The sequence below is a fragment of the Stagnimonas sp. FW305-C-60 genome (assembly GCF_058782965.1).
In genome coordinates this window covers 271,713-296,148 of sequence record NZ_JBYSYF010000002.1, presented here as the reverse complement: position 1 = coordinate 296,148, position 24,436 = coordinate 271,713, and the positions used below count along the sequence as shown (strand labels likewise).

The window sequence follows — 24,436 nt, the reverse complement described above, 5'->3', positions numbered from 1 at the left end:
GGCCATGAGCGAATTCGACCCGGACTGGGGTTTTGCCACCCTGGGGGTGCGCGCCTTTGAGCCGGTGCGCGGCGTCGGCGAGCATTCGGCGGCGATCCACCCCACCTCGTCCTTCGTGTTCGGCAGTGCGGCGGAGGCAGCGGCGGTGTTCGCCGGCGAGGCGCCCGGCTATGTCTACTCGCGCTTCACCAATCCCACCGTGCAGGCCTTCGAGCGGCGGCTGGCGGCGATGGAGGGCGGCGAGGCCTGCGTGGCCACCGCCAGCGGCATGGCGGCGATCCTCTCGCTGTGCCTGGCGACGCTGAAGAGCGGCGATGAGGTGATCGCCTCCAACAGCCTGTTCGGAGCCACGGTCAGCCTGTTCAACAATGTGCTGTCGCGCTTCGGCATCGTCACCCGCTGGGTGAGCCTGACCGACCTCGAAGCCTGGCGGCAGGCCTTCACCGCCCAAACCCGGCTGCTGTTCGTGGAGACGCCGTCCAACCCCTTGTCGGAAGTCGCCGACATCGCCGCCTTGGCCGAGCTGGCCCATGCCCACGGCGCCAAGCTGGCGGTCGACAACTGCTTCCTGACGCCGGTGCTGCAGCAGCCGCTGAAGCTCGGGGCCGACTACGTGATCCACTCCGCCACCAAGTATCTGGACGGGCAGGGCCGCTGCCTGGGCGGCGCGGTGGTCGGCGATGCGCAGTCGGTGGGCAAGGACGTGTTCGGCTTCATGCGCACGGCCGGGCCTTCGATGAGCCCGTTCAACGCCTGGGTGTTCCTCAAGGGGCTGGAGACCCTGGCGCTGCGCATGCAGGCGCACGAGAGCAACGCCCTGCAGCTGGCGCGCTGGCTGGAGCAGCAGCCGCAGGTGCAGCGGGTCTATTACAGCGGTCTGGAAAGCCACCCGGGGCACGCCTTGGCCAAGCGCCAGCAGCGCGGCTTTGGCGGCGTGCTGAGTTTCGAGCTGCGTGGCGGCCGCGAGGAAGCCTGGAAGCTGATCGACGCCACCCGCCTGCTGTCGATCACCGCCAACCTGGGTGATACCCGCACCACCATCACTCATCCTGCCACCACCACCCACGGCCGGGTGTCTGCCGAGGCGCGGGCCAAGGCCGGCATTGGCGAGAACCTGGTGCGCATCGCGGTCGGCCTGGAAGACATCAAGGATCTGATCGCCGATCTGCGGCAAGCCCTGGCGGCATGACCGCCGCCAGCGAAGCCCTGTTGCGGGGCAGTCTGGCCGGCAGCCACGAGGCTGAGCCGCGGCCGATGGTCGATCTGGACATGCCGGCGGCGATGCTCAGGGCGCTGCTGCCGGCGCTGCCCCTGCTCAAGCCGGCGGCCGTGCTGGTGCCGCTATTGCGGCGTCCACAAGGGCTGACCGTACTGCTGACCCGGCGCGCCGAGACGCTGCGCAACCACAAGGGCCAGGTCAGTTTCCCCGGCGGTCGTCGCGATCCCGGCGACACTAGCTTTGCCGCCTGCGCGCTGCGCGAGGCCGAGGAGGAGGTGGCGCTGCCACCGGAGAACGCCGAGGTGATCGGCTATCTCGACGATTACCCGACGATCAGCCGTTACCGCATCACGCCGGTGGTGGCGCTGGTGGAGCCGCCGGCGCAGTTTCGGGTTGATCCGGGCGAGGTGGCGGAGGTCTTCGAGCTGCCGCTGGCGGTGGCGCTGAACCCCGCCAGTTTCGAGCGCGGCCTGCTCAGCCGCGATGGCTTCAAGCTGCCGTTTCTGGAGATCAACCACCAGGATCGCCGCATCTGGGGCGCGACCGCCGGCATGCTCTGGGAGCTGTGCCGCAAGGTAAATTTGCATCGCGGCTGAGCCGGACCTGGCGGTTTGGCTATGAAGACCAGTCCGTCATGTTTATGATCCCTCAAATAAACCTTTAGAGGGGGAGACATGAGAATTGGCATCGTGGTGGATTCCGCGTGCGATCTACCGCAGTCCTTCATCGACGAAAACAAGATCGTCATTCTGCCGATCACGCTGCATCTGGATGGGCAGACGATGCTGGACGACCGCAATGCGGCGACCACCATTGAGTTCTACCGCAAGCACGTCACCGATGCAGCGCGGGCGGAGACCTCGGCATTCACCGTCGAGCAGATCAAGAAGCTGTTCCTGGAGCGGCTGGTCCTCGACTACGACCTGGTGTTCTGCTTCACCATCGCCAGCTCGCGCAGCCCGATGTTCGACAACGCCAACCGCGCGGCGCTGCAGATCTTGAACGAGTACAAGCCGATCCGCGCCGCCGCCGGCATCCCGACGCCGTTCGGCCTGCGCATTATCGATACCCAGAACTGCTTCGGCGGCCAGGCGATTCCGGTGATCGAATGCGTGCGCATGATCAAGGCCGGCGAGAGCCACAACAAGATCCGCGAGCGCCTGGAGTTTCTCACCCACAACACCTACGGCTATCTGCTGCCACGCGACTTGAAGCAGCTGCGCGCGCGCGCCCACAAGAAGGGCGACAAGAGCGTCGGCCTTTTGCAGTACGTGCTGGGCTCGGCGCTGGACGTGAAGCCACTGGTGCGCGGCTATCGCAACACCACCCAGCCGGTGACCCGCCTGCGGCATTTCGACGAGGGTGTGGCCAAGGTGTTCAAGTACGTCGAAGGGCAGATCCGCAAGGGCCTGCTGACGCCGACCCTGCTGGTCGAGTACGGCGGTGACCCGCGCCTGCTGGAGGCGCTGCCCGGCTACGCCCAGATGGTGAACACCGCCCACGCGCATGGCGTCGAGGTGTTCGTGGCGATGATGAGCATGGTGGCTGGCATCCATGTCGGCGAGGGGGCAGTTGGTGTTGCCTTCGCGGCCGCCGAGCACGAGATCGATCTGTAGCGCGTGCCTGCAACCAATGAAGCCCGGCAATGCCGGGCTTTTTGTAGGGCTGGTTTAGGCGAGGCGATTCAAACCATTGTGCGCCGCCACCCGATAGGCCTCGGCCCCGCCCTTGGCTTGCCAAGGGCGCAATGATCATCGGCGACGATGGCCGCGCCCGGGGGGGCTGGTTCAGGCGAGGCGATTCAAACCATTGTGCGCAGCCACACGGTAGGCCTCGGCCATCGTCGGATAGTTGAACGTGGTGTTGATGAAGTAGCGCAGGTTGTTGATCGTCGGGCTCGCCATCGCGGTCTGGCCGATGTGGACGATCTCCGAGGCGCGGTCGCCGAAGCAGTGCACGCCCAGGATCTCCAGCGTCTCGGCATGGAACAGGATCTTCAGCATGCCTACCGTCTCGCCGGTCATCTGCGCGCGCGCCAGGCTCTTGAACTGGGCGTGACCCATCTCGTAGGGCACGCCGGCCTCCTGTAGTTCGCGCTCGGTCTTGCCGACGCTGCTGATCTCCGGAATGGTGTAGATGCCGGAAGGCAGCAGGCGGAAGCGCTCGGCCGAGCTGCCGCCGCCGGTGAGGATGTGCTCCACCGCGAAGCGACCCTGGTCGTAGGCAGCGGAGGCGAGGGCAGGCGGCCCGGCGATATCGCCGACGGCGTAGATCTGCGGCTGCGCGGTCTGGTAGTGCTCGTTGACCGCCAGCTGTCCCCGCGAGTTGGGCTTCAAGCCCAGCGCCTCCAGCCCCAGGCCGTCGGAATTGCCGGTGCGGCCGTTGGCCCAGAGCAAGAGGTCGGACTTGATGCGGCGCCCGGACTTCAGATGCAGCACCACGTCGTCGGCCCGCGCCTCGATGCGGGCGTACTGCTCGTTGTTGCGGACGATCACGCCCTGTTCGCGCAGGTGGTAGGACAGCGCCTCGGCGATCTCGTCGTCGAGGAAGGACAGCAGTCGGTCCTGAGTATTCACCAGGTTCACCTTGCAGCCCAGCTTGACGAAGATCGAGGCGTACTCGCAGCCGATTACGCCGGCGCCGTAGATGGTGATGGCGTGCGGGCTGTCGGCCAGCTGCAGGATGGTGTCGCTGTCGCGCACCCGCGGATGGTTGAAGTCGACATCCGGCGGCCGGTAGGGGCGCGAGCCGGCGGCGATCACCACATGCTTGGCGCGCAGTTTCTGCGAGCTGCCGAGACTGCTGTCGACCTCCAGGGTTTCGGCGTCAAGAAAGCGGGCGCTGCCGGCCAGTACCGGTACCCGGTTGCGCTCGTAGAAGCGCCGGCGCAGCGCCACCTGCTGTTCGATGACCCGCCCGGCGCGCGTCAGCAGCTGCGGAAACGACAGTCGCAGGGTGCTGCGGAACTCGCTGAGCAGCGGCTCATTCTGAAAATCGCTGAGTGTCTTCACCGCATGGCGCAAGGCCTTGCTGGGAATGGTGCCCCAGTGGGTGCAGCCGCCGCCGACGTCGAAATGGCGTTCGACCAGCACCGCTTTCAGGCCGTTCTTGGCCGCCATCATCGCCGCGCCTTCGCCACCGGGGCCGCTGCCGATCACCGCGAGGTCGTATTGCTTCATGTCGATATTTCGTACTACGGGATAAAGTTGGTCTCGACAGCGGAGATGATGCTCGGCTGGATCGAGCGCTTGTCCGTACAGGAACTTATGCGTCCGGGCGAATCTGGTATAAAAAGCTCATTGAAATCAGGTAGTTCAAAGTTTACCTTAAGGTAGATAATAAGCTTTGAATGAATCTCGGTTTCGCGGCCACGACCAAAGTCGCAAAAGATGGGCCGGGCAGGGCTGGCAATTTCTGGAGTGCGGGCAATGAGCGATCTCGAACAGGGCAGTCTGGCCTATTTCCTTTCCACTCCGGTGAGCCCGCAGTGGGCCGATTTTCTGCGGGTGCTGGGCGAGGAGTTGAGCGAGCAGATGAGCGCGGACGAAATCCGCGCTTTCTTCCTGCTGCTGGGCAAGCGCATCGCTCGTCGCAACCCCCTGCAGGCGGGCGAAACCCTGCAGGACCTGGAGCAGGCGGTCAACGAGCAGTTGCGCCGCAGCGGCTGGGGCTGGATGCGGATACGCGATCTCAACACCAGCCTGGAATTCCTGCATTCCTGCGCGCCGCTGCGCCAGGCTTTCGGCGACGCCGCGCTGGACTGGGCGCCGGGCATACTCGAAGGGCTCTACAGCGAATGGCTCAAGCAATTGGGTGCCGAGGAAAGCCTGGTGCTGCAGCAGCTGGGCAAGGCCGAAGGTGTGCAGGACACCCTGCGCTTCCGGTTGGCGCATCCGAGCCAGTTCCTCTGAAGGAGGATCGTCATGGCGGAAAAGAGCGACGACATCAAGCAGCTGTTCTCCCATCTGGGCTTGAACCCCAGTGACTACCAGGAGATTCGCAGCGCGCCCAGTGCCAATGCCACGGTGACCGAGACGCCGCGGCGCTGGTCGCTGCTGCAGGCCACCAGCAAGCATCCCTTGCCGACCAAGGTGGCGCCCATCGTGCCGACCACGAGCGGTCCGTCGGCCATGCCCCCCCCCATTTCCGCGCCCGCCGCGGTGCCGCGTGCGGCTGCGCCGGCTACGCCTGCGCAGTGGGCGGCGCTATCGCCGCGCGCCACGGTGTCGGTGCCGATGGCCCCGGTGGTGGTGCCACCGCCCGCGGTGCCGGCGCCGGTCGCCGACGACCAGCCCCTGGCGGAGGGGCTGCGCTCCCTGTTCCAGTCGGTGCGCGAACCGCCGCCGGTCGCGCCGCTGCCTTCAGCGCCGACTCTCCTGGTGCCGCCACCGGCCGAGCCTTCCGCCGACGAGGTATATCGCGAGCTGCGTGGCAATGCGCCGGGCCGGGCCGCACCTCCGCCCGAGAATCCGCCGCCGCCGGCCTGGGCTGGCTATGACGCCGAACAGGAGACCCGTTACGCGCTGCCGCCAGCGACGGCCCAGCATGCGGTGCCGCCACCTGCGCCCAAGGCTGCGGCGGCCTCGCCACCGCGGGCGCTGAGCACGCCGCCTACGCCGGTACCCGCACCACCGCCGGTTGCCGCCGCCGCCAGGGCGAAGCCGGCGCGGCCGGCGCCAGCACCGATGCCGGCAGCAGCCCCGTCGGTGCGGGCGCCGGCAGCCGAGGTCGCCAGCGATCTGCAAGCAGCGTTCCGGCGGCTGGCCGAGCCCGAGCCGCCGCGTGCGGCCGCCAGTGGGCGCCTGCGGCTGCGCTATCCCGCAGCACCACAGGCCCAGGCTGATTCGAGTCGGGAGGCAAGGCTCGATGATGTGCTGCGGCGTATCTCGGGCCACAATGGCCCCACGAAATAACGGGCCGGCCGGAAATCAGGGCGCATGAATCCGAACACCAACCGACTGATCGTTTCGATCGTGTCGCCCAAGGGGGGCGTCGGCAAGACCACTATCGCCGCCAACCTGGCGACGGCGCTGGCGGCGCGTGGCCAGGCCTCGTTGCTGGTGGATCTCGACACCCAGAACAGCCTACGACTGCACCACCAGATGCCGCTGGACGACACCTCCGGCCTGGCGATCCAGACGCTGCGCGGCTTGCCCTGGGCCGACTGCGTGTACCGCAGCCCCTATGGTATCGACTGCCTGCCATTCGGCCTGATCTCGGAGTCGGACCGCCGGGAGTTCGAGCATCGCCTGGATAGCGACCCGACCTGGCTGGTGCGCAATCTCGATGCGCTGCGGCTAGCGCCGGGCAGCTATGTGATCGTCGACACCCCGCCTGGCGGTTCGGCTTATCTGACTCAGGCGCTGCTGGCCGCAGACCTTGCCATCTGCGTGCTGCTGCCCGATGCCGCCTCGTTCATCACTATCCCCTCGATGGAGCGCTGGCTAGACGAGTACAGCCGGCCGCGGCCGGATTTTCACGGCGGCTATTACCTGCTCAACCGCATGAACAATGCCCGGGTGCTGTGCCGCGATGTGGCCGCCGCCCTGGAGCGCGAGCTCGGCCCACGACTGATTCCGGTGGAGGTGCATTTCGACTCGGCGGTGGAAGAGGCGCTGGCCTCGCAGACGCCGATCCTCCGTTACGCGCCGGAATCGCCCGCCACCCGCGACCTCACCGCGCTGGCGGACTGGCTGCTCAAGCTGCCATGAGCGAGCCCAATCCGAGTTATGTGCTGAGCAATGCCGCCCGGGTCGGCCAGCCCTGGTCGCAGACGCTGATCAATCAGAACTGGGACCGGCGGATCGAGCGGCTCATCGAGTTGGGCATCTGGGACCGGAGCTGGATGTTGCCGCTGAGCCTGGTGATCTGTGCGATTCCGGCGATGGTGGTGGTGACCACGCCGCTGCCGTTCGGCAGCCAGGTCTTGTTCGCGCTCGGCACCTTCCTGCTGGCGGTCTGGATGAACCGCATCGAGGGGCGGCTGGTGTCGCACATCCTCATGCTGCTGTCGGTGCTGGTCAGCAGCCGCTATATCTACTGGCGGCTTACCGAATCACTGGGCTCGATCTACTCCAGCGAGCGCTATACCGACATGTTCTTCTCCAGCGGCCTGCTGGCTGCAGAGCTGTACGCCTTCGTGGTGCTGATGCTCGGTTACTTCCAGGTGCTCTGGCCGCTCAACCGCAAGCCCACGCCCTTGCCGCGCGATCTCAGCGAGTGGCCGATGGTGGACATCTACATCCCCACCTACAACGAGCCGCTGAAGGTGGTGCGTCCGACGATCCTTGCCGCGCTGGATGTCGACTGGCCCAAGGAAAAACTCAACGTCTACGTGCTGGACGATGGCAAGCGCCAGCAGTTCCGGGAATTCTGCGAGCAGGTGGGCGCCGTTCATCTCACCCGTGGCAACTCACGCCATGCCAAGGCCGGCAATCTCAACGCGGCACTGCAAAAGACCCATGGCGAGTACATTGCCATCTTCGATTGCGATCACATTCCGACCCGCTCCTTCCTGCAGGTCACCATGGGTGGCTTCCTGCACGACCCACGGCTGGCGATGGTGCAGACGCCCCACCATTTCTTCTCGCCCGATCCTTTCGAGCGCAACCTCGGCACCTTCCGCAAGGTGCCCAACGAGGGCGAGCTGTTCTACGGGCTGCTGCAAGACGGCAATGACTTCTGGGACGCCACCTTCTTTTGCGGCTCCTGCGCGGTGCTGCGGCGCACGGCGCTCGAGGAGGTCGGCGGCATCGCGGTGGAAACCGTCACCGAGGACGCCCACACGGCGCTGAAGATGCATCGGCGTGGCTGGGGCACTGCCTACCTCAACATCGCCCAGGCGGCGGGCCTTGCTACCGAATCCCTGTCGGCGCATGTCGGTCAGCGCGTCCGCTGGGCACGCGGCATGGCGCAGATCTTCCGCACCGACAACCCCTTGTTCGGGCGTGGCCTGCACTTCGGGCAGAGGCTCTGCTACTTCAACGCCATGCTGCACTTCTTCTACGGCCTGCCGCGACTGGTGTTCATGACCGCGCCGCTGTCCTATCTATTCTTCGAGGCGCACATCATCAGTGCCAGCGCGCTGGTGATCGCCGCCTACGCGCTGCCGCACATCGCCCACGCCAATCTCACCAACTCGCGCATCCAGGGGCCGTACCGACACTCGTTCTGGGCCGAGGTCTACGAGACGGTGCTGGCCACCTACATCATCTGGCCGACAGTCCTGGCGGTGATCAACCCCAAACTGGGCGCGTTCAATGTCACCGCCAAGGGCGGTATCAACGAAAAAACCTATTTCGATGCCGACATTGCCAGGCCCTATCTCTGGCTGCTGGCGCTCAATCTGGCCGGTGTAGCCATCGGCATCGCGCGCGCGCTGAAATTCAACACCCACGAAGTCGACACTGTGGTGCTGAACATCATCTGGAGCGTCTACAACCTGATCATCGTCGGCGCCGCTCTGGCGGTGGCCTGGGAATCCAAGCAGGTGCGGCGCTCGATCCGCGTCGACACCACCATCAACGCCCGCCTCAGGGTGCCGGATGGCCCGGTGATCGAGGCGGTCACCACCGATCTTTCCGAGGGTGGTGTCGGCTTGAAGCTGGCCCAGCCCTATCCCTTGCCGCAGGCTGCCGAGCTGCAGGTGGCGCTGGTGCCGGAACGCAGCCTGGTGTGGATGCCAGTGCGCGTCGTGCGTTCGCGCGGCGAGATGCTTACCCTGGAGTTCCAGCCGCTGACGGTGACTCAGGAGCGGCAGCTGGTTTATGCGCTGTTCGGCCGCGCGGATGCCTGGGTTGATTGGTCCGCCACCCGCCCGGCGGATCGGATCGGCGAGAGTTTCCGCACCATCCTCGACTTCGGTTTGTCCGGGGCGATACACCTCATCAAATTCACCGTTCAGAACCTGAAGAGTTCCCTTATGGAATCCCTGCATCGGATCTTTCCCGCCTTGAAGGCGCGCCGGGCTGCCAGCCTGCTGCTGCCGGCCCTGCTGTCGGCCAGCCTGCTGGCCTCTCTCCCCCCGCCGGTGCGGGCTCAGGACGCGCCAGCGGCCGAGGCCAGCGCGGCGAGCGCCGGCGTGGAGCTCGTCACCAACGGCGCCCGCGTCGAGACCCGGCTGCTGAGCTTCCAGTCGATGGGCGCACAGAAGCCGATCCGTCTGCGCGGAGTCACCGGCGAGATGACCTTGCCGGTGGCGATCCGCGACGACGAGGTGGTGACCCGGGCGCGGCTGCGGCTGAAGTTCTCGCATTCGCCGTCGCTGATCATGCCGCTGTCCCACCTCAATGTGCTGGTCAACAACGAGCTGGCGGCGACCATCCAGTTCAGCCCGGAGACCGCCGGTGGCACCGAGCGCGTCATCGACATCGACCCGAGGCTGTTCGTCGAGTACAACCAGCTCGGTCTGCAGTTCATCGGCCATTACACGATGGACTGCGAAGACCCGGTGAACACCACGCTGTGGTCGATCGTCAGCAACAAGTCGACGCTGGAGATCGAGACCAAGCCGCTGTTGCTGGCCAAGGATCTCAACCTGCTGCCCAAGCCCTTCTTCGACGGCCGCGACGCCCGCAAGCTGGCGCTGCCCTTCGTGTTCGCGGCGACGCCGGGTCTGGAAGAGCTGGATGCCGCCGGCGTGGTGTCGTCCTGGTTCGGCGCTCTGGCCGACTACCGCGGCGCCAGCTTCCCGGTCTACCTCAACCGCCTGCCGATGGGCCATGCCGTGGTGTTCGCGGTGGGCAACCGCCTGCCGGCGGGCTTGAGCCTCCCCGATGACGGCGGCAGCGCCAAGCTCCTGCTCACCGCCAATCCGCGCGATCCCTCCTCGACCCTGCTGGTGATTCGTGGCAACAGCGGCGAGAGCCTGAAGGCCGCCGCCCGCAGCCTCGCCCTGGGTACCCAGGGGCTCTCCGGGCAGGAAGTGGTGATCCGCGAGTTCAAGGATCCGGCGCCACGCAAGGCCTACGATGCGCCGCGCTGGATTCCCACCGACCGCCCGGTGCAACTGGGCGAGCTGGCCCAGCCCTGGCAGCTGGAGGCGGTGGGTCTTTATCCGGACACCATCCGCGTGCCCTTCCACGCACCGCCGGATCTCTTCACCTGGCGCAGCAAGGGCATGAAGCTGGGCCTGAAGTACCGCTACACCCCGACGGTGGGCGCCAAGTCGACGCTCAACATCAGCATCAACAACGAGTTCGTGGAGGCCATCGCGCTGTCCTACAGCGGCGAGGACAAGGCTGCCGAACAGCGCATCAAGCTGCCGTTCGTGGCGCAGTACGAGTCGGTGAACAGTTCCACCGTCTATGTGCCGGATTACAAGTTCAGCGCCGACAACACCCTGCAGTTCCAGTACTACTTCGAGCGCAAGAAGGAGGGCGCCTGCAAGGACGTGGTGCTCGACAACCTGCGCGGTGCCATCGACCAGGACTCCAGCATCGACCTGTCGGCCTTCCCGCATTACACCGCGCTGCCGGAGCTGACTCTGTTCGCCAACGGTGGCTTTCCGTTCACCAAGTACGCTGATCTCGGCCAGACCGCGATCGTGGTGCCCGATGTCATCAACGCCGAGGAGATCGAGGCTTATCTGACGGTGATGGGGCGCCTGGGCAATGCCACCGGCTATCCGGCGCATCGCTTCGCGCTGGTGCGCGCCGGCGAGATCGACGGCTACACCGATCACGACATCCTGGTGTTCGGCAGTGCCGGCAACCAGCCGCTGCTGGAGCGCTGGGCCAGCAATATGCCGGTGGCCATCGCCGGCGGCGCCATCAGCCTCAACGTGCTGGGGCCGATCGAGCGCCTGCGCGCCCGCTGGGAGGGGCGCGACCTGACCGGCGCCATCGACCATGCCGGCCGGGTGGTGCTCGAGGCCGGCCGTTCGCTGGGCCTGATCATGAGCTTCGAGTCGCCGCTGTCGTCCAAGCGCACGGTGGTGGTGATGAGCGCCGGCACGCCCAAGCGGCTTGCCGAAGTGGCCAATCTGTTCACCGACCCCGGCAAGGCGCAGTTCGTGCGCGGCGACCTGGTGCTGTTCAATGGCGATCAGGTCAGCAACTATCTGCTCGGCGAGCAGTACAACGTCGGCTCGTTGCCGTTGTTCACCCAGTTGCGCTGGTGGTTCTCGCGCCAGCCGCTGGTGCTGGTGGCGCTCTGCCTGCTGGCGGCGCTGCTGTTGTCGACGGTGTTGTACCGCTCGCTGCGGCGGATGGCGATGCGACGCAAGCAGGCGGCGCATTGAGCCGGAGCGCCCGCTGACATGCGTTACGCGATCCCGGCGGTCGCCGCCGCGATCGCCGTAGTGATCGCCATGGTCGGCTACGGCTATTGGCAGTGGAGTCGGCCCTGGCAGGCCTGGGAGGCCTATCGCAAGGTGTTCGTGCAGGCGGACGGGCGGGTGATCGACCGCACCGCGGCCGGCCGCAGCACCTCGGAAGGGCAGGCCTACACGCTGTTCTTCGCCCTGGTCGCCAACGACCGGGCGGTGTTCGACCGGGTGCTGCAATGGACCGCCGCCAATCTCTGCGAGGGCAGGCTCGAGAGCCGCCTGCCGGCCTGGCTCTGGGGCCAGCGCGAAGACGGCAGCTGGGGCGTGAAAGACCCCAATGCCGCCAGCGATGCCGATCTCTGGATCGTCTACAGCCTGCTGGAGGCCGCCCGGCTCTGGCGGCAGCCGGACTACGCCCGCAAGGCGATGGCGCTGCTGGCGATGATCCGCGCCCAGGAGCTGGCCGAGGTGCCGGGAGTAGGGACCATGCTGCTGCCGGCCCCGCAGGGCTTCCAGCTCGACGACGGCCGCTGGCGTTTCAACCCCAGCTATCTGCCGGAATTCCAGCTCCGCTACCTTGCCGCCGCCGACCCCCACGGGCCCTGGCAAGCGGTGTGGAGCAACCATCTGCTGCAGATGCAGCGGCTGCTGCTGCGCGGCTATGCCCCCGACTGGTATCAGACCGACGCCTCCGGCAAGCCGCTGCTGGACCCGATCAGCGGCGGGCGCGGCAGCTACGATGCCATCCGTGTCTATCTCTGGGCCGGGATCAGTGCCCAGGCCAGCGGCGAGCGCGGGGCCGCGCCCTTGTTGCGCCTGCTAGCGCCTTACGCCGCCCTCGTCCGCCTTCAGGGCCAGCCGCCGGAAGTGGTGGATGTCGCCAGCGGCGCCGCCTCCGGTGGCGCGCCGCTGGGCTACTCCGCGGCTGTGTTGCCTTTCCTCGCAGTAGTGGATGAAGATACCGTTGCAACTCAGCGTACCCGCTTGAAAAACAGCCGGCGAGAGGGCGATTCCGGCAACCTTGGAAAGCCGCCTCATTACTACGACCAAGTGCTGGCGCTGTTTGGCGAGGGGTGGGCCGAGAAGCGTTATCGAATCGATACCCAGGGTCAGGTCATTCCACGATGGTCAAAGACATGTTGCGGCTGGCCCTACTGAGCCTCTGGCTGGCCTGTGCCGCCATGACGGCGCAGGCGCAGGATGCCGCCGCGACCACCGACCAGCTCGCCTCGCAGGCGCGCTACTGGGAAGGCAAGGGCCGCTATGACCTGGCGCGCGAGAACTGGCTCAAGCTGCTACGCGCCTCGCCCGACAATCCCACCGCGCTGTCCGGTCTGGCCAATGCCGAGGCGGTCAGCGGCCGCGCCGCCGCGGCCCAGGTCTACCTCGACCGGCTCAAGGAGGCGCAGCCCAATCACCCCGACCTGCGCCGCCTGGAAGCGGCGATCCGCGCCGGCAGCTACGACCCCGACAAACTCTCGCAGCCGCGCACCCTGGCCCGACAGGGCAAGTACCAGCAGGCGGTGGAGGCCTACCGCAGCATCTTCAACAACGACATTCCCGGCGGCCGCCTGGGCCTGGAGTACTACCAGACCCTGGCCGGCACCGAGAACGGCTGGCAGCCGGCTTACGTCGGCATCCAGAAGCTGGCCCAGGACAATCCCGGCGAGCCGATCTACCAACTGGCCCTGGCCCAGCATCTGACGTATCAGGAGAGCACCCGCCGCGAAGGCATCCGTGGTCTGGCCGAGTTGAGCAAGGACCAGACCATCGCCAGCCCGGCGCGTCAGGCCTGGCGCCAGGCGCTGCTCTGGCTGGGGGCCAAGGCCGGCGACGAGGGCCTGTACCAGGACTATCTGCGCCAGGGTGGCGACGACGCTCAGATCAGCGCCAAGCTCGACTCCCTGCGCGAGGCACGCAGCAGCGCGGTGGCGGCGGCGCGCGGCGAACCGGTGGACCGGCCGCCGACCGCCGAAGAGCTGCGCGGCCAGCTGGTCAAGCAGGGTTTTGACGCCGTCAACGACGGTCGCCTGGAGCTGGCCGAAGGCCTGTTCACCCAGGCGCTCAAGGAATACGGCGAATCCGCCGACGTGCTGGGCGGCCTGGGCATCATCCGCCTGCGTCAGGAAGCCTATGGCGAGGCCGCCGATCTGCTCGGCCGCGCCTCCAACCTCAACAAGTCGCGCGCCGGCCGCTGGAAAGAGGCGCTGGATACCGCCCGCTTCTGGCAGGTGGTGCGCGCCGCGGAAGCCGCGCGCAAGGCCGGCGACAGCGCGCTGGCGATCCGCGAGTTGCGCCGTGCCCTGAGCCTGGACGCCAAGCGCAGCGCCGAGCAGCCGACGGTGCGCATCAGCCTCGCCGACCTGCTGATGGAGCAGGAGCAGTTTGCCGAGGCGGAAAAAATCTACCGCGACATCCTGCGCGGCCAGCCCGACAACGCCGATGCCCTGCGCGGCCTGCTGGGTCTGTTGGCACGGGACCAGCGGCTGCCCGAGGCGATCGCCCTTGCCGAGCGCGCGCCGCCGGAAGTGCGCGCGCAGCTGGGCAACTTCGGGGTGCTCAAGGCGCAGAACCTGCGCGATCAGGCCGCCGAGGCGCTGCGCGCCAAGGACCAGGCCCGGGCCGAAGTCCTGCTCAAGGAAGCCCTGCTGGTCGACCCGGAAAGCCCCTGGACCCGTCTGGATCTGGCGCGCATCTACCAGGGCCAGCAGCGCAGCCGCGAGGCCAGCACCCTGATCGACGGCCTGCTCGCACCAGGCAGCGGCGGCGTGCAGGGCGAGGCCTTGTACATCAAGGCCCTGCTCCTGGCCGAGCAGCAGAACTGGTACGAGGGTCTGCAGCTCTTGGAGCGGGTCGAGCCGGGCGCGCGTACACCGGGCATGGCCGAGCTGCAGAAGCGCCTGTGGGTGCGCTACCAGACCCAGCGCGCCGGGGTCTATGCGCGCCTGGGCCAGCCGGGTGTCGCCAGCCAGATCCTGGCCGAGGTCGAGCCCCATGTCGGCGAGCAGCCGGAACTGCTGGGCGCGCTCGCCACCGCCTTTGCCGATCTCGGCGACGAGAGCCGCGCGCTGGGCTATATCCGCCAGGCCCTGAGTCGCACGGCCAACCCCGGCTCCGGTCTGCGTCTGCAGTATGCGAGCCTGCTGTTCAAGCTGCGCCAGGACGCCGAATTCGAAGTGGTGATGGAAGACCTCTTGCGCAAGGGCGATCTGGATGCCGAGCAGAGCCAGGGCCTGGCCAATCTGCGCATCGCCTACCGCTTGCGCCAGGCCGACCTGCTGCGCGAGGAGGGCGATCTTGCCCGCGCCTACGAGTACCTGGAGCCCTTGCTGCGGCTCAACCCCAACGATCCGCGGCTGATGATGGCGCTGGCACGGCTCTACAACGACTCCAAGGACTACGACCAGGCCTACCGCATCTACCAGCGGGTGCTGGCGCTCAACGACCAGGAGCTCGATGCCTACAAGGGCGCGATCAATGCCGCCCTGTCTCTGTCCAAGTGGGACGAGGCCGATGCGCTGCTGGAGCGCGCCTTTGCGCTGGACCCGGAAAACCCGCGCCTGTACGCGCTGGCCGGGCGCTCGGCGCGTGGCCGTGGGGATGACGGTCGGGCGCTGCAGCTGTTCCAGCAGGCCTTGCGGATCGATGCCCAGCAGGGCGGCGCGGGCGGCAACCCCTTCAGCCCCGGCAATTCCCAGCCGCTGCTGCAGCTGATCGACCCGGCCGCGGCCGGCAACCGGGTGCCTTACAGCCCCTACATCTTCGGCCAGCACCGCGCACCGTCGGTAGCGCCGCCCTCGTTGGCGGCGCGGGTGGTTCCGGCCAAGGCCGGCGCTCCTACCCTGACGCCGCGCGTGGAGCGGGTGCGCCAGCTCGTGAGCAAGCCCAAGGCCCGGCTGCTGGCGGTTGCCAGCACGCCTCGCCAAGAGCGCCGCGTCGCCGACGAGCAGCGCGCGCGCGTCGCGCGGCTGATGCGCGCGGCCTACACGCGCGGCGATGTCGCCATCCCCGCCGGCCACCGCCAGGGCCGGCTCTGGCAGGTGTCGACGCCGCCGGACAAGCCCCAGGGCCAGGCGCCCAGCGGCCGCCTCAATCGCCCCAGTGGCTATTGGACCGAAGACGGCCGCGCCAGCGGCGACAGCGCCGCCTACCGCTATGTCGAAGGCAGCAGCGGTGCGCCGCCGCCCGCACCCAGCCCGGCCGCAAGCTATCGCGCGACTGCCGCCGAGACCGTCGCCCCCGCGCCGCTGCCGGCGACCGGTCGCAGCGAGTATCCAGCGCCGCGGCGCGCGGTCGGCAATCTGCAAACCACGCTCAGCAAGCCGCAGGCCCAGCCGACGCTGCGCGACGAGTTGCTGGGCGATATCGCCGACCTCAATCGCCAGCCCGCAGGCAAGAGCTCGGCGACGGTGGCGCCGCAGGTGTATTACGGCGACAGCTACGGAATCTACGAGGTGCCGCGGCAGACCGGCGGTTATCCGCCTGCGGCGCCGGTGTATCGGGCGACCGAGCCGCGCTACAGCCCTGCGCCGACGGTTGGCCGTCCGGTCGGCCCGGCGCTGGATCTGCGGCTCAGCCGGCCCGAGGTGGTCTTGAGCCAGGACAACAGCGATCCCGAGGATCGCAAGCAGCTACTGCGCGAGATCGGCGATCTGCGCGCCCAGCGCAGCCCCTATGGTCAGATCGGCCTGGGCCTGCGCAGCCGCGACGGCGTCGCCGGCCTGGACAAACTCGACGACATCGAGGCGCCGGTGGAAGTGGGCTTTCCCGCCACCGAGGCTGGCCGCTTCAAGTTTCGCGCGGTGCCGGTATCGCTGGAGGCCGGCACCCTGTCCGGCAGCAGCGTGCCGCTGTTCGGCACCCTGGGTCTGGCGACTGCGCTGGCCTCCGCCAACGGCGAGGAGCCGACCACCATCACCAGCCGCCGCATCAGCCAGAGCGAGTCCGGCGTGGCGCTGGGCCTGGGTTACGAGGTCGGCGACTTTCGCGCCGATTTCGGCACCTCGCCGCTGGGCTTTCCGGTGGAGACCCTGGTCGGCGGCGTCAACTGGCGGCCGACAGTGGGGGCGACCAGCTTCAAGATCGACGTCGCCCGCCGCTCGGTGACCGACAGCCTGCTGTCCTATGCCGGCGCCCGCGATCCCGGCACCGGCCTGGTCTGGGGTGGCGTGACCAAGACCGGCGGCCGACTCGACATCGCCTACGACCTCGGCCGTTACGGGGTTTACGGCAACGGCAGCTACCACCTGCTGGACGGCGAGAATCTGCCGGAGAATTCGGTGGTGGAGATCGGCGGCGGCCTGTACGCACGCGCCATCGAGAGCCGCAGCATGCGGCTCACCTACGGCCTCAATCTCACCGCCTTCGGCTACGACAAGAACCTGCGCCGCTTCAGCTTCGGCCACGGTGGCTATTTCAGTCCGCAGTCCTATTTCGCGGTCAGCGTGCCGGTGGAGTGGGAGGGTTACCACAACCGCTTCAGCTACAGCATCGGCGGCGCCATCGGCATTCAGGCGTTCCGCGAAGATGGCGCCGGTTACTACCCCTTCGACGCCGGCCTGGCCGATGCCTATGCGGCGGCGCTGGAACTGGCCGATCCGGAATTGCAGTTGCAGGGTGGCTATGCGTCCAAGCAGTCCACCGGTATCGGCTTCAGCTTTGCCGGGCAGTTTGAATACCTGCTCGACCCCAATCTGGTCGCCGGTGCGCGGCTGTCCATCGACAACGCCCGCGACTACCAGGAAGGCAGCGCGCTCGGTTATCTGCGCTACAGCTTCTACCCGCAGACCCGCGTTTCCAATCCGCCGGCGCTGTTGCTGCCGTACTTCAATTTCGGAGACCCGCGTCTATGAGCCGCCGCGCGCTGTTGGGGCTGCTGCCGCTGCTGGCCTGTGTCGCCTGCGCCTCGAGGCCGGCCAGCACCGCCCCGGTGCCGGCTCCGGCCGGCTACGGCCAAGCTGCCGCCGCCGACGGCCAGCGCTACCAGTCGCAGCCTCCGGCCCTGGCCCAGCCGATCCGTCCGCCCACGGCGGCGCGACCGGCTGCCGCGTTCGGCGAGGAGGGCAGCGGTCTTGAAGGCATGGCCGCGGGCGAGACCGAGCGCGCCGAGCAGAGTTTCGAGCGGGCGCTAGAGGTCAATCCCTTCGATCCGGTGGCGCTCAACAACCTGGCGGTCGCCAAGGCCGAGCAGGGGCAGTTTCACGAGGCGACCGCGCTTCTGGAGCGTGCCGCCAAGCTGCAACCGGACAATGCCGAGATCGCCGCCAACCTGGCGCGTCTGCGCGGCTATGTGCAGGGCTATGCGATGGCCGGGGTGGAGCCGGCCGGTCCGGTCCAGCCCCAGCGCAGCGGACTGCCGCCGGCACCGCCACCACTCTGGGGCAGCCGCGCGGTCGTGCTGCCGCGCTACAGCCAGCTGCCGGAAGGCGGCAGCGCGGCGACGGCGACGGTGCCCCGGGCGGCGAGTGCCAGCAGCGACTACTACGTCTCCGAGGTCTGCCGCAAACAGGCCACCGCCGGCAGCCAGGGCAAGGCCAAGACGGCGACCGCCGACGACTGCCAGCCGGCGCGCTGAGCGCTGGCTGGCAACAAAAAGGCCTCGCGATGCGAGGCCTTTTTGTTAACTGCCCGGTGTGCTTAGGCCGAGATCGACTCGTACAGCGCCAGGTATTCCTGGGTGATGCGGTGCGAGCGCTCCAGATGCACCAGCGGCAGATGGCGGTCGTGGGATTCCTTCACCTTCACCGAGCTGCCGATGGTCTGCTCCAGCACCGGCCGGCCTTCCGCCTTCAGTTCGTTGACCAGGCGCTGCGGCAGATTGGAACGGGCCTGGAACTGGTTGACGACGATGCCCTCGATGTCGAGATCGTCGTTGTGGTCGGCGCGGATCTCCTGGATGTTGTCGAGCAGGGTGTAGAGCGCCTGGCGGGCGAACTCGTCGCAGTCGAAGGGGATCAGCACGCGGTCGGCGGCGATCAGTGCCGAGCGCGAATAGAAGTTGAGCGCCGGCGGAGTGTCGATGAACACCGCGTCGTAGCCTTTCAGCTTCTTCAGCGCGTCGCGCAGCTTGTAGATCTTCTGCTTGGCCTCCAGCTTGACGATCAGCTCTTCCAGCTTGGGGCTGGAGGCCACCACGTCGAGATTCTCGAACGGGGTATTGGTGGCAAAGCTCATCAGCGGCGGCATCTGCAAGGTGAAGCTGAGCGTCGCCTCGAAGAAGTCGGCGATGCTGCGGTCGGCCTTGAGCCCGCCGGAACCCAGCAGGTACTGGGTGGAATTGCCCTGGGTGTCGAGGTCGATCACCAGGGTGCGCAGGCCGGAGGCCGCCGCGATGGCGGCGAGATTGCAGACGATGGTGGTCTTGCCGACCCCGCCTTTCTGGTTGAAGACAACGCGCTTGATCATGTCGGAGCCGCTTAAGTGGAGTTGAGAGCGTCTTCATTATCGCCAGAATCGGGCCATCTCCGTCGATGCTGGTCTGCTTGGCACCCCGGCTTGCCAACGAGCCTGGCGGATTTCATCGGCTCGTCACCGGGCGGATATTACGATTCCGCACTTTTCCTGAGGGATGAAAAAAATGTCGGGGACTCGTCAGTTGGGTGGTGCGACGCGCCGTGATGTTCTGCGTTACGCCTTTCTGAGCGCGGGCGCCGCGACGCTGCCCGCCTGGCTCGCGGCCTGTGGCGCCTCCACCGCCGAAGTGGCTGCCGATCCCGGCCCGGGCGCGGGCGGCGACCCCGAAGGCAAGGAATTCAGCATCGCGCCCGGCCCGCTGTCGGCGGTGGGGCCGCTGGTCGAGACCGGCGTGGACGGCATCCTGGCGCCGGCCGGTTTCAGCGTGCGCGCGGTGGCCCGCAATCTCTACAACCCGGTCAATGGCCTGTTCGACCCGCTGAGTCTGAGCGGCTATCACTGGCATGCCTCGCCGGACGGCGGCGCGGTGTTCGCCGCCGAGGACGGTGGCTGGGTCTATGTCTCCAACAGCGAGGCGGATGCCGGCGGGGTCGGCGCGCTGCGCTTTGCCGCCGACGGCACGCTGACCTCGGCCTACCGCATCCTCGACCACACCCGCCGGAACTGCGCCGGCGGCGCCACGCCCTGGCAGACCTGGCTGTCCTGCGAGGAGACCGCCGATGGCCTGGTCTACGAGTGCCAGCCCTTTGGCACAGCGGCCGACGCGCGTGCCAGACCGGCGCTGGGGCTGTTCAACCACGAGGCCGCCAGCGTCGATCTCGACACCCGCACGGTGTACCTGACCGAGGACAGCGGCGAGGGTCGGCTGTACCGCTTTCTCGCCGAGGCCAGCGATCTGCTACCCGAAGGCCGTCTGAAGCTGGAGAGCGGGCGCCTGCAGGTGCTCAACATCGCCGGCTACGAGAGCGGCGGCTACCCCGAAGGCCAGGCCCTGCACACACTGCACCGGGTCAGTTGGGTGGACGTGGAAGCGCCGACGCGACCGCAGGCGGAAGTGCGGGCCGAGCTGGCCGCGGCCGGAAAGCCGGTGCCAGGCAGCGTGTTCCGCGGCGGCGAGGGCATCTGGCGCTACGAGCTGCCGGCGACGCTGCGCAGCCTGCCGCCCGGCGGCAGCCGACCCAGCCGCGCTCTGATCTTCTTCGCCTGCAAGGGCGACAACCGGGTGCTCGCCTACGACATCGACAACGAGCTGATCGAGATCGTCTTCGACAACGATTCCATCGAGCTGCCGATGGACGATGTCGACAATCTGGTGGTGAGCCCGGCCGGCGACGTGATCGTCGCCGAGGACGGCGAGGCCATGCGCCTGATCGTGGTGGTGCCGAACCAGCCGGCCAAGACGCTGTTGCAGATCAGCCTGGGCGGCTCCGAGCTGACCGGGCCGGCGTTCACGCCCGACGGCAGCCGGCTCTATTTCAGCTCGCAGCGCGGCCCCAATCTGCCGCTGCTCAATACCGGCTCCGGAGTGACCTACGAGCTGACGATCCCGCCGGAGTTCCGCCGCGCCTGAGGCAAGTTGGCGCCTAGTCGGCCAGCAGCTGGGTGGCCGCCGGCGAGCTGTAGAAGGGCTCCAGCCAGCGCCGGATCAGTGGCTCCAGCAATTTCTTCTTCTTCAGTGCCGCCAGCGCCGGTGGAGCGAAGCGCATCAGGTCGGTGAGGATCATCTTGCGGCTGATGCCCATCTCATTGAGCAGCTCGGCCAGGTGGGTCTTGCCGTACTTGTCGAAGAAGGCGTCGATGCCGGCGTCGATCACTGCCGCATACCAGTCGGTCTTGCGCAGGCTGCGCCAGTGTTCGTAGCCGACCACGAACAGCTCCTCGACATCGCCGGTGCTGACCGTGGATCGCGCCTCGGCCAGGCTCTGGTGCTTGAGGCCGGCCCAGATTTCCAGCGCCGATTCGCGTAGCAGATGGTCGTCGAGCAGGGTTTGCAGCGAGCTCTCGCTCTCCAGCAGGGTGGCGTCCAGGCTCTGCTGGATGTACTTGCGCAAGGTGCTCTCGATGGCGGCGTCGAGCTTGGGCGTGGCCTTGGAGAGCATCGACTTGCCGAGTTTCAGCATCGACGAGGCGCCGGGGATGCTCTTGGTCAGGCTGTTCTCGGCCAGATAGCCGCTGATGCCGCGGTAGATCAGATCGCCGGCGACGGTATGTACCACCGGGTTGGAAAGGCCGGCGTGAATCAGCGCGGCGCGCGCGTCCTTCAGCTCCAGGATCTTGTCCAGCCAGTGGCGGAAGTGGCGGTCCGGCAGCAGCTCGCTGAGCTTGGTCTTGCGCTGGATCGGATGCGCCTGCACCGCTTGCGCGATCTCGCCAACCAGCTCCGGAATCGCGCCGTGCGGCTCCATCTCGGCGGCATAGTGGCGGGCGATCTCCTGCACGGTCTTGCGGCTGACGGCTTCCTCCAGCTTCAGCTTGCTGGCGTCGTGCAGCAGGGCATCGACCTCGGCCTCCAGCCAGGGCTCAAGGGCCTTGGCATCCAGGCGCGCCAGCCACCATTCGACCTGGGCATCGAGCAGGGCGCTGGCCTTGCTGGAGAGTTTCGCGGCTTTCTTCGCCATCTTGAATGGGCTCCTGGGGGGGACGACAGTCGGGGCCGCTACGTCGGCGGCAGGGCAGGCTGGGCCAGGCAGTATGCCCGCTTCGCCGAAGCGCAGGCGGGCGTCGCCGAAAACCCTGGCCGCGGCAGCAGGCGGGCAAAAAAAACCCGGACCAGCTGGCCCGGGTTTTTGTAGGCGAGGGCGGTTTAGGCCGCCATCTGCCGCAGCATGTACTGCAGCACGCCGCCGTGGGCGTAGTAGTCCCACTCCTTCGGCGTGTTGATGCGCACCTTGGCCTTGAAGCTGACCACGCTGCCGTCGGCCTTCTTCGCCTTGACGCTCAGCTCGGTGGCGCCGGCCTTGAGGCCTTCGAAGTCGAACACTTCGCTGCCGTCCAGGCCCAGCGAAACCGCGCTCTGGCCATCGACGAAGTTCAGCGGCAGCACGCCCATGCCGACCAGGTTGGCGCGGTGGATGCGCTCGAAGCTCTCGCTGATGACCGCCTTCACGCCGAGCAGGATGGTGCCCTTGGCCGCCCAGTCACGCGAGGAACCGGTGCCGTACTCCTTGCCGGCCAGCACCACCAGCGGGGTGCCGTCGGCCTGGTGCTTCATGGCCACGTCGTAGATCGACTCGACTTCGCCGGCCTTGCCGTCCTTGCCGATGTACTTGGAGACGCCGCCTTCCACACCCGGGGTCATCGCGTTCTTGATGCGGGTGTTGGCGAAGGTGCCACGCATCATGATCTCGTGATTGCCGCGGCGGCTGCCGAAGCTGTTGAAGTCGGCGCGCTGCACGCCGTGCTCCATCAGGTACTTGCCGGCGGGGCCGTCCTTCTTGATGTCACCGGCCGGGCTGATGTGGTCGGTGGTGATCGAGTCGCCCAGCACCGCCAGCACGCGCGCGCCAGCGATTGGCTGGATGCCCGGCGGGGTCATGGTCATGCCCTTGAAGTAGGGCGGGTTCTGGATGTAGGTGCTCTTGTCGTCCCAGGGATAGCTGTCGGACTTGGCGACCTTGATGCTCTGCCAGCGGGCATCACCCTTGAGCACGTCGGCGTAGCTGGCCTTGAACAGGTCGGCGGTGACCGCCTTGGTGACGGTTTCCTGGATCTCGGCGTTGGAGGGCCAGATGTCCTTCAGATACACGTCCTGACCGTTGCTGCCCTTGCCGATCGGCTCGCTGGTGAGGTCGAGGTCGGTGGAGCCGGCGATGGCGTAGGCGACGACCAGCGGCGGGCTGGCGAGGTAGTTCATGCGCACGTCCTGGTGGACGCGGCCCTCGAAGTTGCGGTTGCCCGAGAGCACCGCCGACACCGACAGGGTGTTCTCCTGGATCGCCTTGCCGAGCGGCTCGTTGAGGGGGCCAGAGTTGCCGATGCAGGTGGTGCAGCCGTAGGCGGTGACGTAGAAGCCCATGGCCTCCAAGTCCTCGATCAGGCCGGCCTTCTTCAGGTACTCGGTGACCGCCAGCGAACCGGGGGCGAGCGAGGTCTTCACCCAGGGCTTGCTGGTGAGGCCCAGCGCACGCGCCTTCTTGGCGAGCAGGCCGGCGCCGATCAGCACGCTGGGGTTGGAGGTGTTGGTGCAGGAGGTGATCGCCGCGATCATCACCGCGCCGTCCTTCAACTCGAAGGTCTTGCCGTTGTCGGTGACGGTGGCCGGACCCTTGGAGGGACGCGCCTTCTGCTCGGCCTCGAAGGCCTTGCGGTAGTTGGCCTTCACATCGGAGAGCAGCACGCGGTCCTGCGGACGCTTGGGGCCGGCGAGGCTGGGCTTGATGCTGCCGAGGTCCAGATGCAGCACGTCGGTGTACTCGGCTTCCTTCGCGTCCGGCGTCCACCACATGCCCTGGGCCTGGGCGTAGGCCTTGACCTTGGCGATGTCGTCTTCGGCGCGGCCGGTCAGGCGCAGGTAGTTAAGGGTTTCTTCGTCGATCGGGAAGATGCCGCAGGTGGCGCCGTATTCCGGGCCCATGTTGGCGATGGTGTTGCGATCCGAGGCCGACAGGTTGGCGATGGCCGGGCCAAAGAACTCGACGAACTTCTCGACCACGCCGCGCTTGCGCAGCATCTCGGTGACGGTCAGCACGAGGTCGGTGGCGGTGGCACCTTCGGCGAGCTTGCCGGTAACGCGCACGCCGATCACTTCCGGCATCAGCATGGAGGAAGGCTGGCCGAGCATGGCGGCTTCGGCCTCGATGCCGCCGACGCCCCAGCCGAGCACGCCGATGCCGTTCACCATGGTGGTGTGGCTGTCGGTGCCGAAGCAGCTATCGGGATAGAGCAGGCCGTCCTTCTCGAACACCACGCGGGCGAGGTATTCGATGTTGACCTGGTGGACGATACCGGTATCCGGCGGCACCGCCTTGAAGTTCTTCAGCGCCTCCTGGCCCCAGCGCAGGAAGGTGTAGCGCTCGGCATTGCGCTCGAACTCGACCTTGGCGTTGAGGTCCAGCGCGGCCTTGCTGCCGTAGTGGTCGATCATCACCGAGTGGTCGATGACCAGCTCGACGGGGCAGAGCGGGTTGACCTTGGCAGCGTCGCCGCCGAGGGTCTTGATCGCGTCGCGCATGGCGGCGAGGTCGACCACGCAGGGCACGCCGGTGAAGTCCTGCAGGATCACGCGCGCCGGGGTGAAGTCGATGTCCTTGGCGGGCAGCTTCTTCAGATCGGCGCTGGCGAGGGCGGCGATGGTCTCCTTGGTGGTGTTCACGCCATCTTCGTGGCGGAGCAGGTTCTCCAGCAGAACCTTGTAGGAGTAGGGCAGGCGGGAGACCTTGTACTGGCCCTCCAGCTTGGTGAGGTCGAAGAACGTATAGTTCTTGGAACCGACGGTAAGGGTGGACTTCGCTTTGAAGCTGTCCGACATGGCGTGCTCGCTCCCGGGAGGTGGCTGGAATCGTGAAACCTTGCGCCGCCTGAGACCCCGAGCTGCTGCT

Annotated in this window: 15 protein-coding genes; 11 read left to right on the top strand and 4 right to left on the bottom strand. The window is 67.3% G+C overall.

Annotated features, from left to right (window positions below; translation table 11 throughout):
- The first annotated feature begins 4 nt into the window (after nt 1-4).
- From AC3WT6_RS08220 to AC3WT6_RS08210, 3 genes are all read left to right on the top strand, one after another.
- Entirely contained in the window at nt 5-1,189 is a 1,185-nt protein-coding gene (locus AC3WT6_RS08220) for an O-succinylhomoserine sulfhydrylase (protein ID WP_492653096.1), read from the top strand.
- On the top strand, nt 1,186-1,815 hold the full coding sequence (locus AC3WT6_RS08215; RefSeq protein WP_492653095.1) for a CoA pyrophosphatase: 630 nt from the start codon (nt 1,186-1,188) through the stop codon (nt 1,813-1,815). The genes AC3WT6_RS08220 and AC3WT6_RS08215 overlap by 4 nt, the downstream gene beginning before the upstream one ends.
- Before the next feature lie 78 nt (nt 1,816-1,893).
- A complete protein-coding gene (locus AC3WT6_RS08210; RefSeq protein ID WP_492653094.1) occupies nt 1,894-2,835 on the top strand; it encodes a DegV family protein in 942 nt (313 codons plus the stop codon).
- Between the two features lie 171 nt (nt 2,836-3,006).
- Here AC3WT6_RS08210 and sthA read toward each other — a convergent pair whose 3' ends face one another.
- Nucleotides 3,007-4,404, bottom strand: a complete 1,398-nt coding sequence (sthA, locus tag AC3WT6_RS08205) for a Si-specific NAD(P)(+) transhydrogenase (protein WP_492653819.1) — start codon at nt 4,402-4,404, stop codon at nt 3,007-3,009.
- Nucleotides 4,405-4,647: 243 nt separating this feature from the next.
- On the opposite strand from sthA, the gene bcsD reads away from it, so the two are divergent.
- From bcsD to AC3WT6_RS08170, 7 genes are read left to right on the top strand one after another with little or no spacing between them, the layout of a single operon-like run.
- On the top strand, nt 4,648-5,130 hold the full coding sequence (gene bcsD, locus AC3WT6_RS08200; RefSeq protein ID WP_492653093.1) for a cellulose biosynthesis protein BcsD: 483 nt from the start codon (nt 4,648-4,650) through the stop codon (nt 5,128-5,130).
- A gap of 12 nt (nt 5,131-5,142) precedes the next feature.
- Nucleotides 5,143-6,132 carry a BcsR/BcsP family cellulose biosynthesis protein gene (gene bcsR, locus AC3WT6_RS08195; protein ID WP_492653092.1) on the top strand — a complete coding sequence of 330 codons (990 nt, stop codon included), beginning with the start codon at nt 5,143-5,145 and terminating at the stop codon, nt 6,130-6,132.
- 24 nt (nt 6,133-6,156) lie between these two features.
- Complete coding sequence (gene bcsQ, locus AC3WT6_RS08190; RefSeq protein ID WP_492653091.1) at nt 6,157-6,930, top strand: cellulose biosynthesis protein BcsQ; 774 nt, start codon at nt 6,157-6,159, stop codon at nt 6,928-6,930.
- On the top strand, nt 6,927-11,459 hold the full coding sequence (gene bcsA / locus AC3WT6_RS08185) for a UDP-forming cellulose synthase catalytic subunit (RefSeq protein ID WP_492653090.1): 4,533 nt from the start codon (nt 6,927-6,929) through the stop codon (nt 11,457-11,459). Before bcsQ ends, bcsA begins: the two co-directional genes overlap by 4 nt.
- An 18-nt stretch (nt 11,460-11,477) precedes the next feature.
- Nucleotides 11,478-12,644, top strand: a complete 1,167-nt coding sequence (gene bcsZ, locus AC3WT6_RS08180; protein WP_492653089.1) for a cellulose synthase complex periplasmic endoglucanase BcsZ — start codon at nt 11,478-11,480, stop codon at nt 12,642-12,644.
- Nucleotides 12,623-17,338 carry a cellulose biosynthesis protein BcsC gene (locus AC3WT6_RS08175; RefSeq protein WP_492653088.1) on the top strand — a complete coding sequence of 1,572 codons (4,716 nt, stop codon included), beginning with the start codon at nt 12,623-12,625 and terminating at the stop codon, nt 17,336-17,338. Before bcsZ ends, AC3WT6_RS08175 begins: the two co-directional genes overlap by 22 nt.
- Entirely contained in the window at nt 17,335-18,060 is a 726-nt protein-coding gene (locus AC3WT6_RS08170) for a tetratricopeptide repeat protein (protein ID WP_492653087.1), read from the top strand. Before AC3WT6_RS08175 ends, AC3WT6_RS08170 begins: the two co-directional genes overlap by 4 nt.
- A 62-nt stretch (nt 18,061-18,122) precedes the next feature.
- Here AC3WT6_RS08170 and AC3WT6_RS08165 read toward each other — a convergent pair whose 3' ends face one another.
- Nucleotides 18,123-18,887 (bottom strand): ParA family protein, encoded by a 765-nt coding sequence (locus AC3WT6_RS08165; protein ID WP_492653818.1) that lies wholly within the window; start codon nt 18,885-18,887, stop codon nt 18,123-18,125.
- A 175-nt stretch (nt 18,888-19,062) separates the two neighbouring features.
- Between AC3WT6_RS08165 and AC3WT6_RS08160 the strand changes: the two genes are divergently transcribed.
- Nucleotides 19,063-20,469, top strand: a complete 1,407-nt coding sequence (locus AC3WT6_RS08160; protein WP_492653086.1) for an alkaline phosphatase PhoX — start codon at nt 19,063-19,065, stop codon at nt 20,467-20,469.
- Nucleotides 20,470-20,482: 13 nt separating this feature from the next.
- Here the strand turns inward: AC3WT6_RS08160 and AC3WT6_RS08155 are convergent, their stop codons facing one another.
- Both AC3WT6_RS08155 and acnA read right to left on the bottom strand, forming a co-directional pair.
- On the bottom strand, nt 20,483-21,517 hold the full coding sequence (locus AC3WT6_RS08155; RefSeq protein WP_492653085.1) for a hypothetical protein: 1,035 nt from the start codon (nt 21,515-21,517) through the stop codon (nt 20,483-20,485).
- Nucleotides 21,518-21,702: 185 nt separating this feature from the next.
- On the bottom strand, nt 21,703-24,366 hold the full coding sequence (gene acnA / locus AC3WT6_RS08150) for an aconitate hydratase AcnA (RefSeq protein WP_492653084.1): 2,664 nt from the start codon (nt 24,364-24,366) through the stop codon (nt 21,703-21,705).
- Between the last annotated feature and the right edge of the window lie 70 nt (nt 24,367-24,436).

Bases quoted from the DNA above. Each gene is read 5' to 3' on its own strand.
- AC3WT6_RS08220 (WP_492653096.1), top strand. From the start codon at position 5: ATGAGCGAATTCGACCCGGACTGGGGTTTTGCCACCCTGGGGGTGCGC.
- AC3WT6_RS08215 (WP_492653095.1), top strand. From the start codon at position 1,186: ATGACCGCCGCCAGCGAAGCCCTGTTGCGGGGCAGTCTGGCCGGCAGC.
- AC3WT6_RS08210 (WP_492653094.1), top strand. From the start codon at position 1,894: ATGAGAATTGGCATCGTGGTGGATTCCGCGTGCGATCTACCGCAGTCC.
- bcsD (WP_492653093.1), top strand. From the start codon at position 4,648: ATGAGCGATCTCGAACAGGGCAGTCTGGCCTATTTCCTTTCCACTCCG.
- bcsR (WP_492653092.1), top strand. From the start codon at position 5,143: ATGGCGGAAAAGAGCGACGACATCAAGCAGCTGTTCTCCCATCTGGGC.
- bcsQ (WP_492653091.1), top strand. From the start codon at position 6,157: ATGAATCCGAACACCAACCGACTGATCGTTTCGATCGTGTCGCCCAAG.
- bcsA (WP_492653090.1), top strand. From the start codon at position 6,927: ATGAGCGAGCCCAATCCGAGTTATGTGCTGAGCAATGCCGCCCGGGTC.
- bcsZ (WP_492653089.1), top strand. From the start codon at position 11,478: ATGCGTTACGCGATCCCGGCGGTCGCCGCCGCGATCGCCGTAGTGATC.
- AC3WT6_RS08175 (WP_492653088.1), top strand. From the start codon at position 12,623: ATGTTGCGGCTGGCCCTACTGAGCCTCTGGCTGGCCTGTGCCGCCATG.
- AC3WT6_RS08170 (WP_492653087.1), top strand. From the start codon at position 17,335: ATGAGCCGCCGCGCGCTGTTGGGGCTGCTGCCGCTGCTGGCCTGTGTC.
- AC3WT6_RS08160 (WP_492653086.1), top strand. From the start codon at position 19,063: ATGTCGGGGACTCGTCAGTTGGGTGGTGCGACGCGCCGTGATGTTCTG.
- AC3WT6_RS08155 (WP_492653085.1), bottom strand. From the start codon at position 21,517: ATGGCGAAGAAAGCCGCGAAACTCTCCAGCAAGGCCAGCGCCCTGCTC.
- acnA (WP_492653084.1), bottom strand. From the start codon at position 24,366: ATGTCGGACAGCTTCAAAGCGAAGTCCACCCTTACCGTCGGTTCCAAG.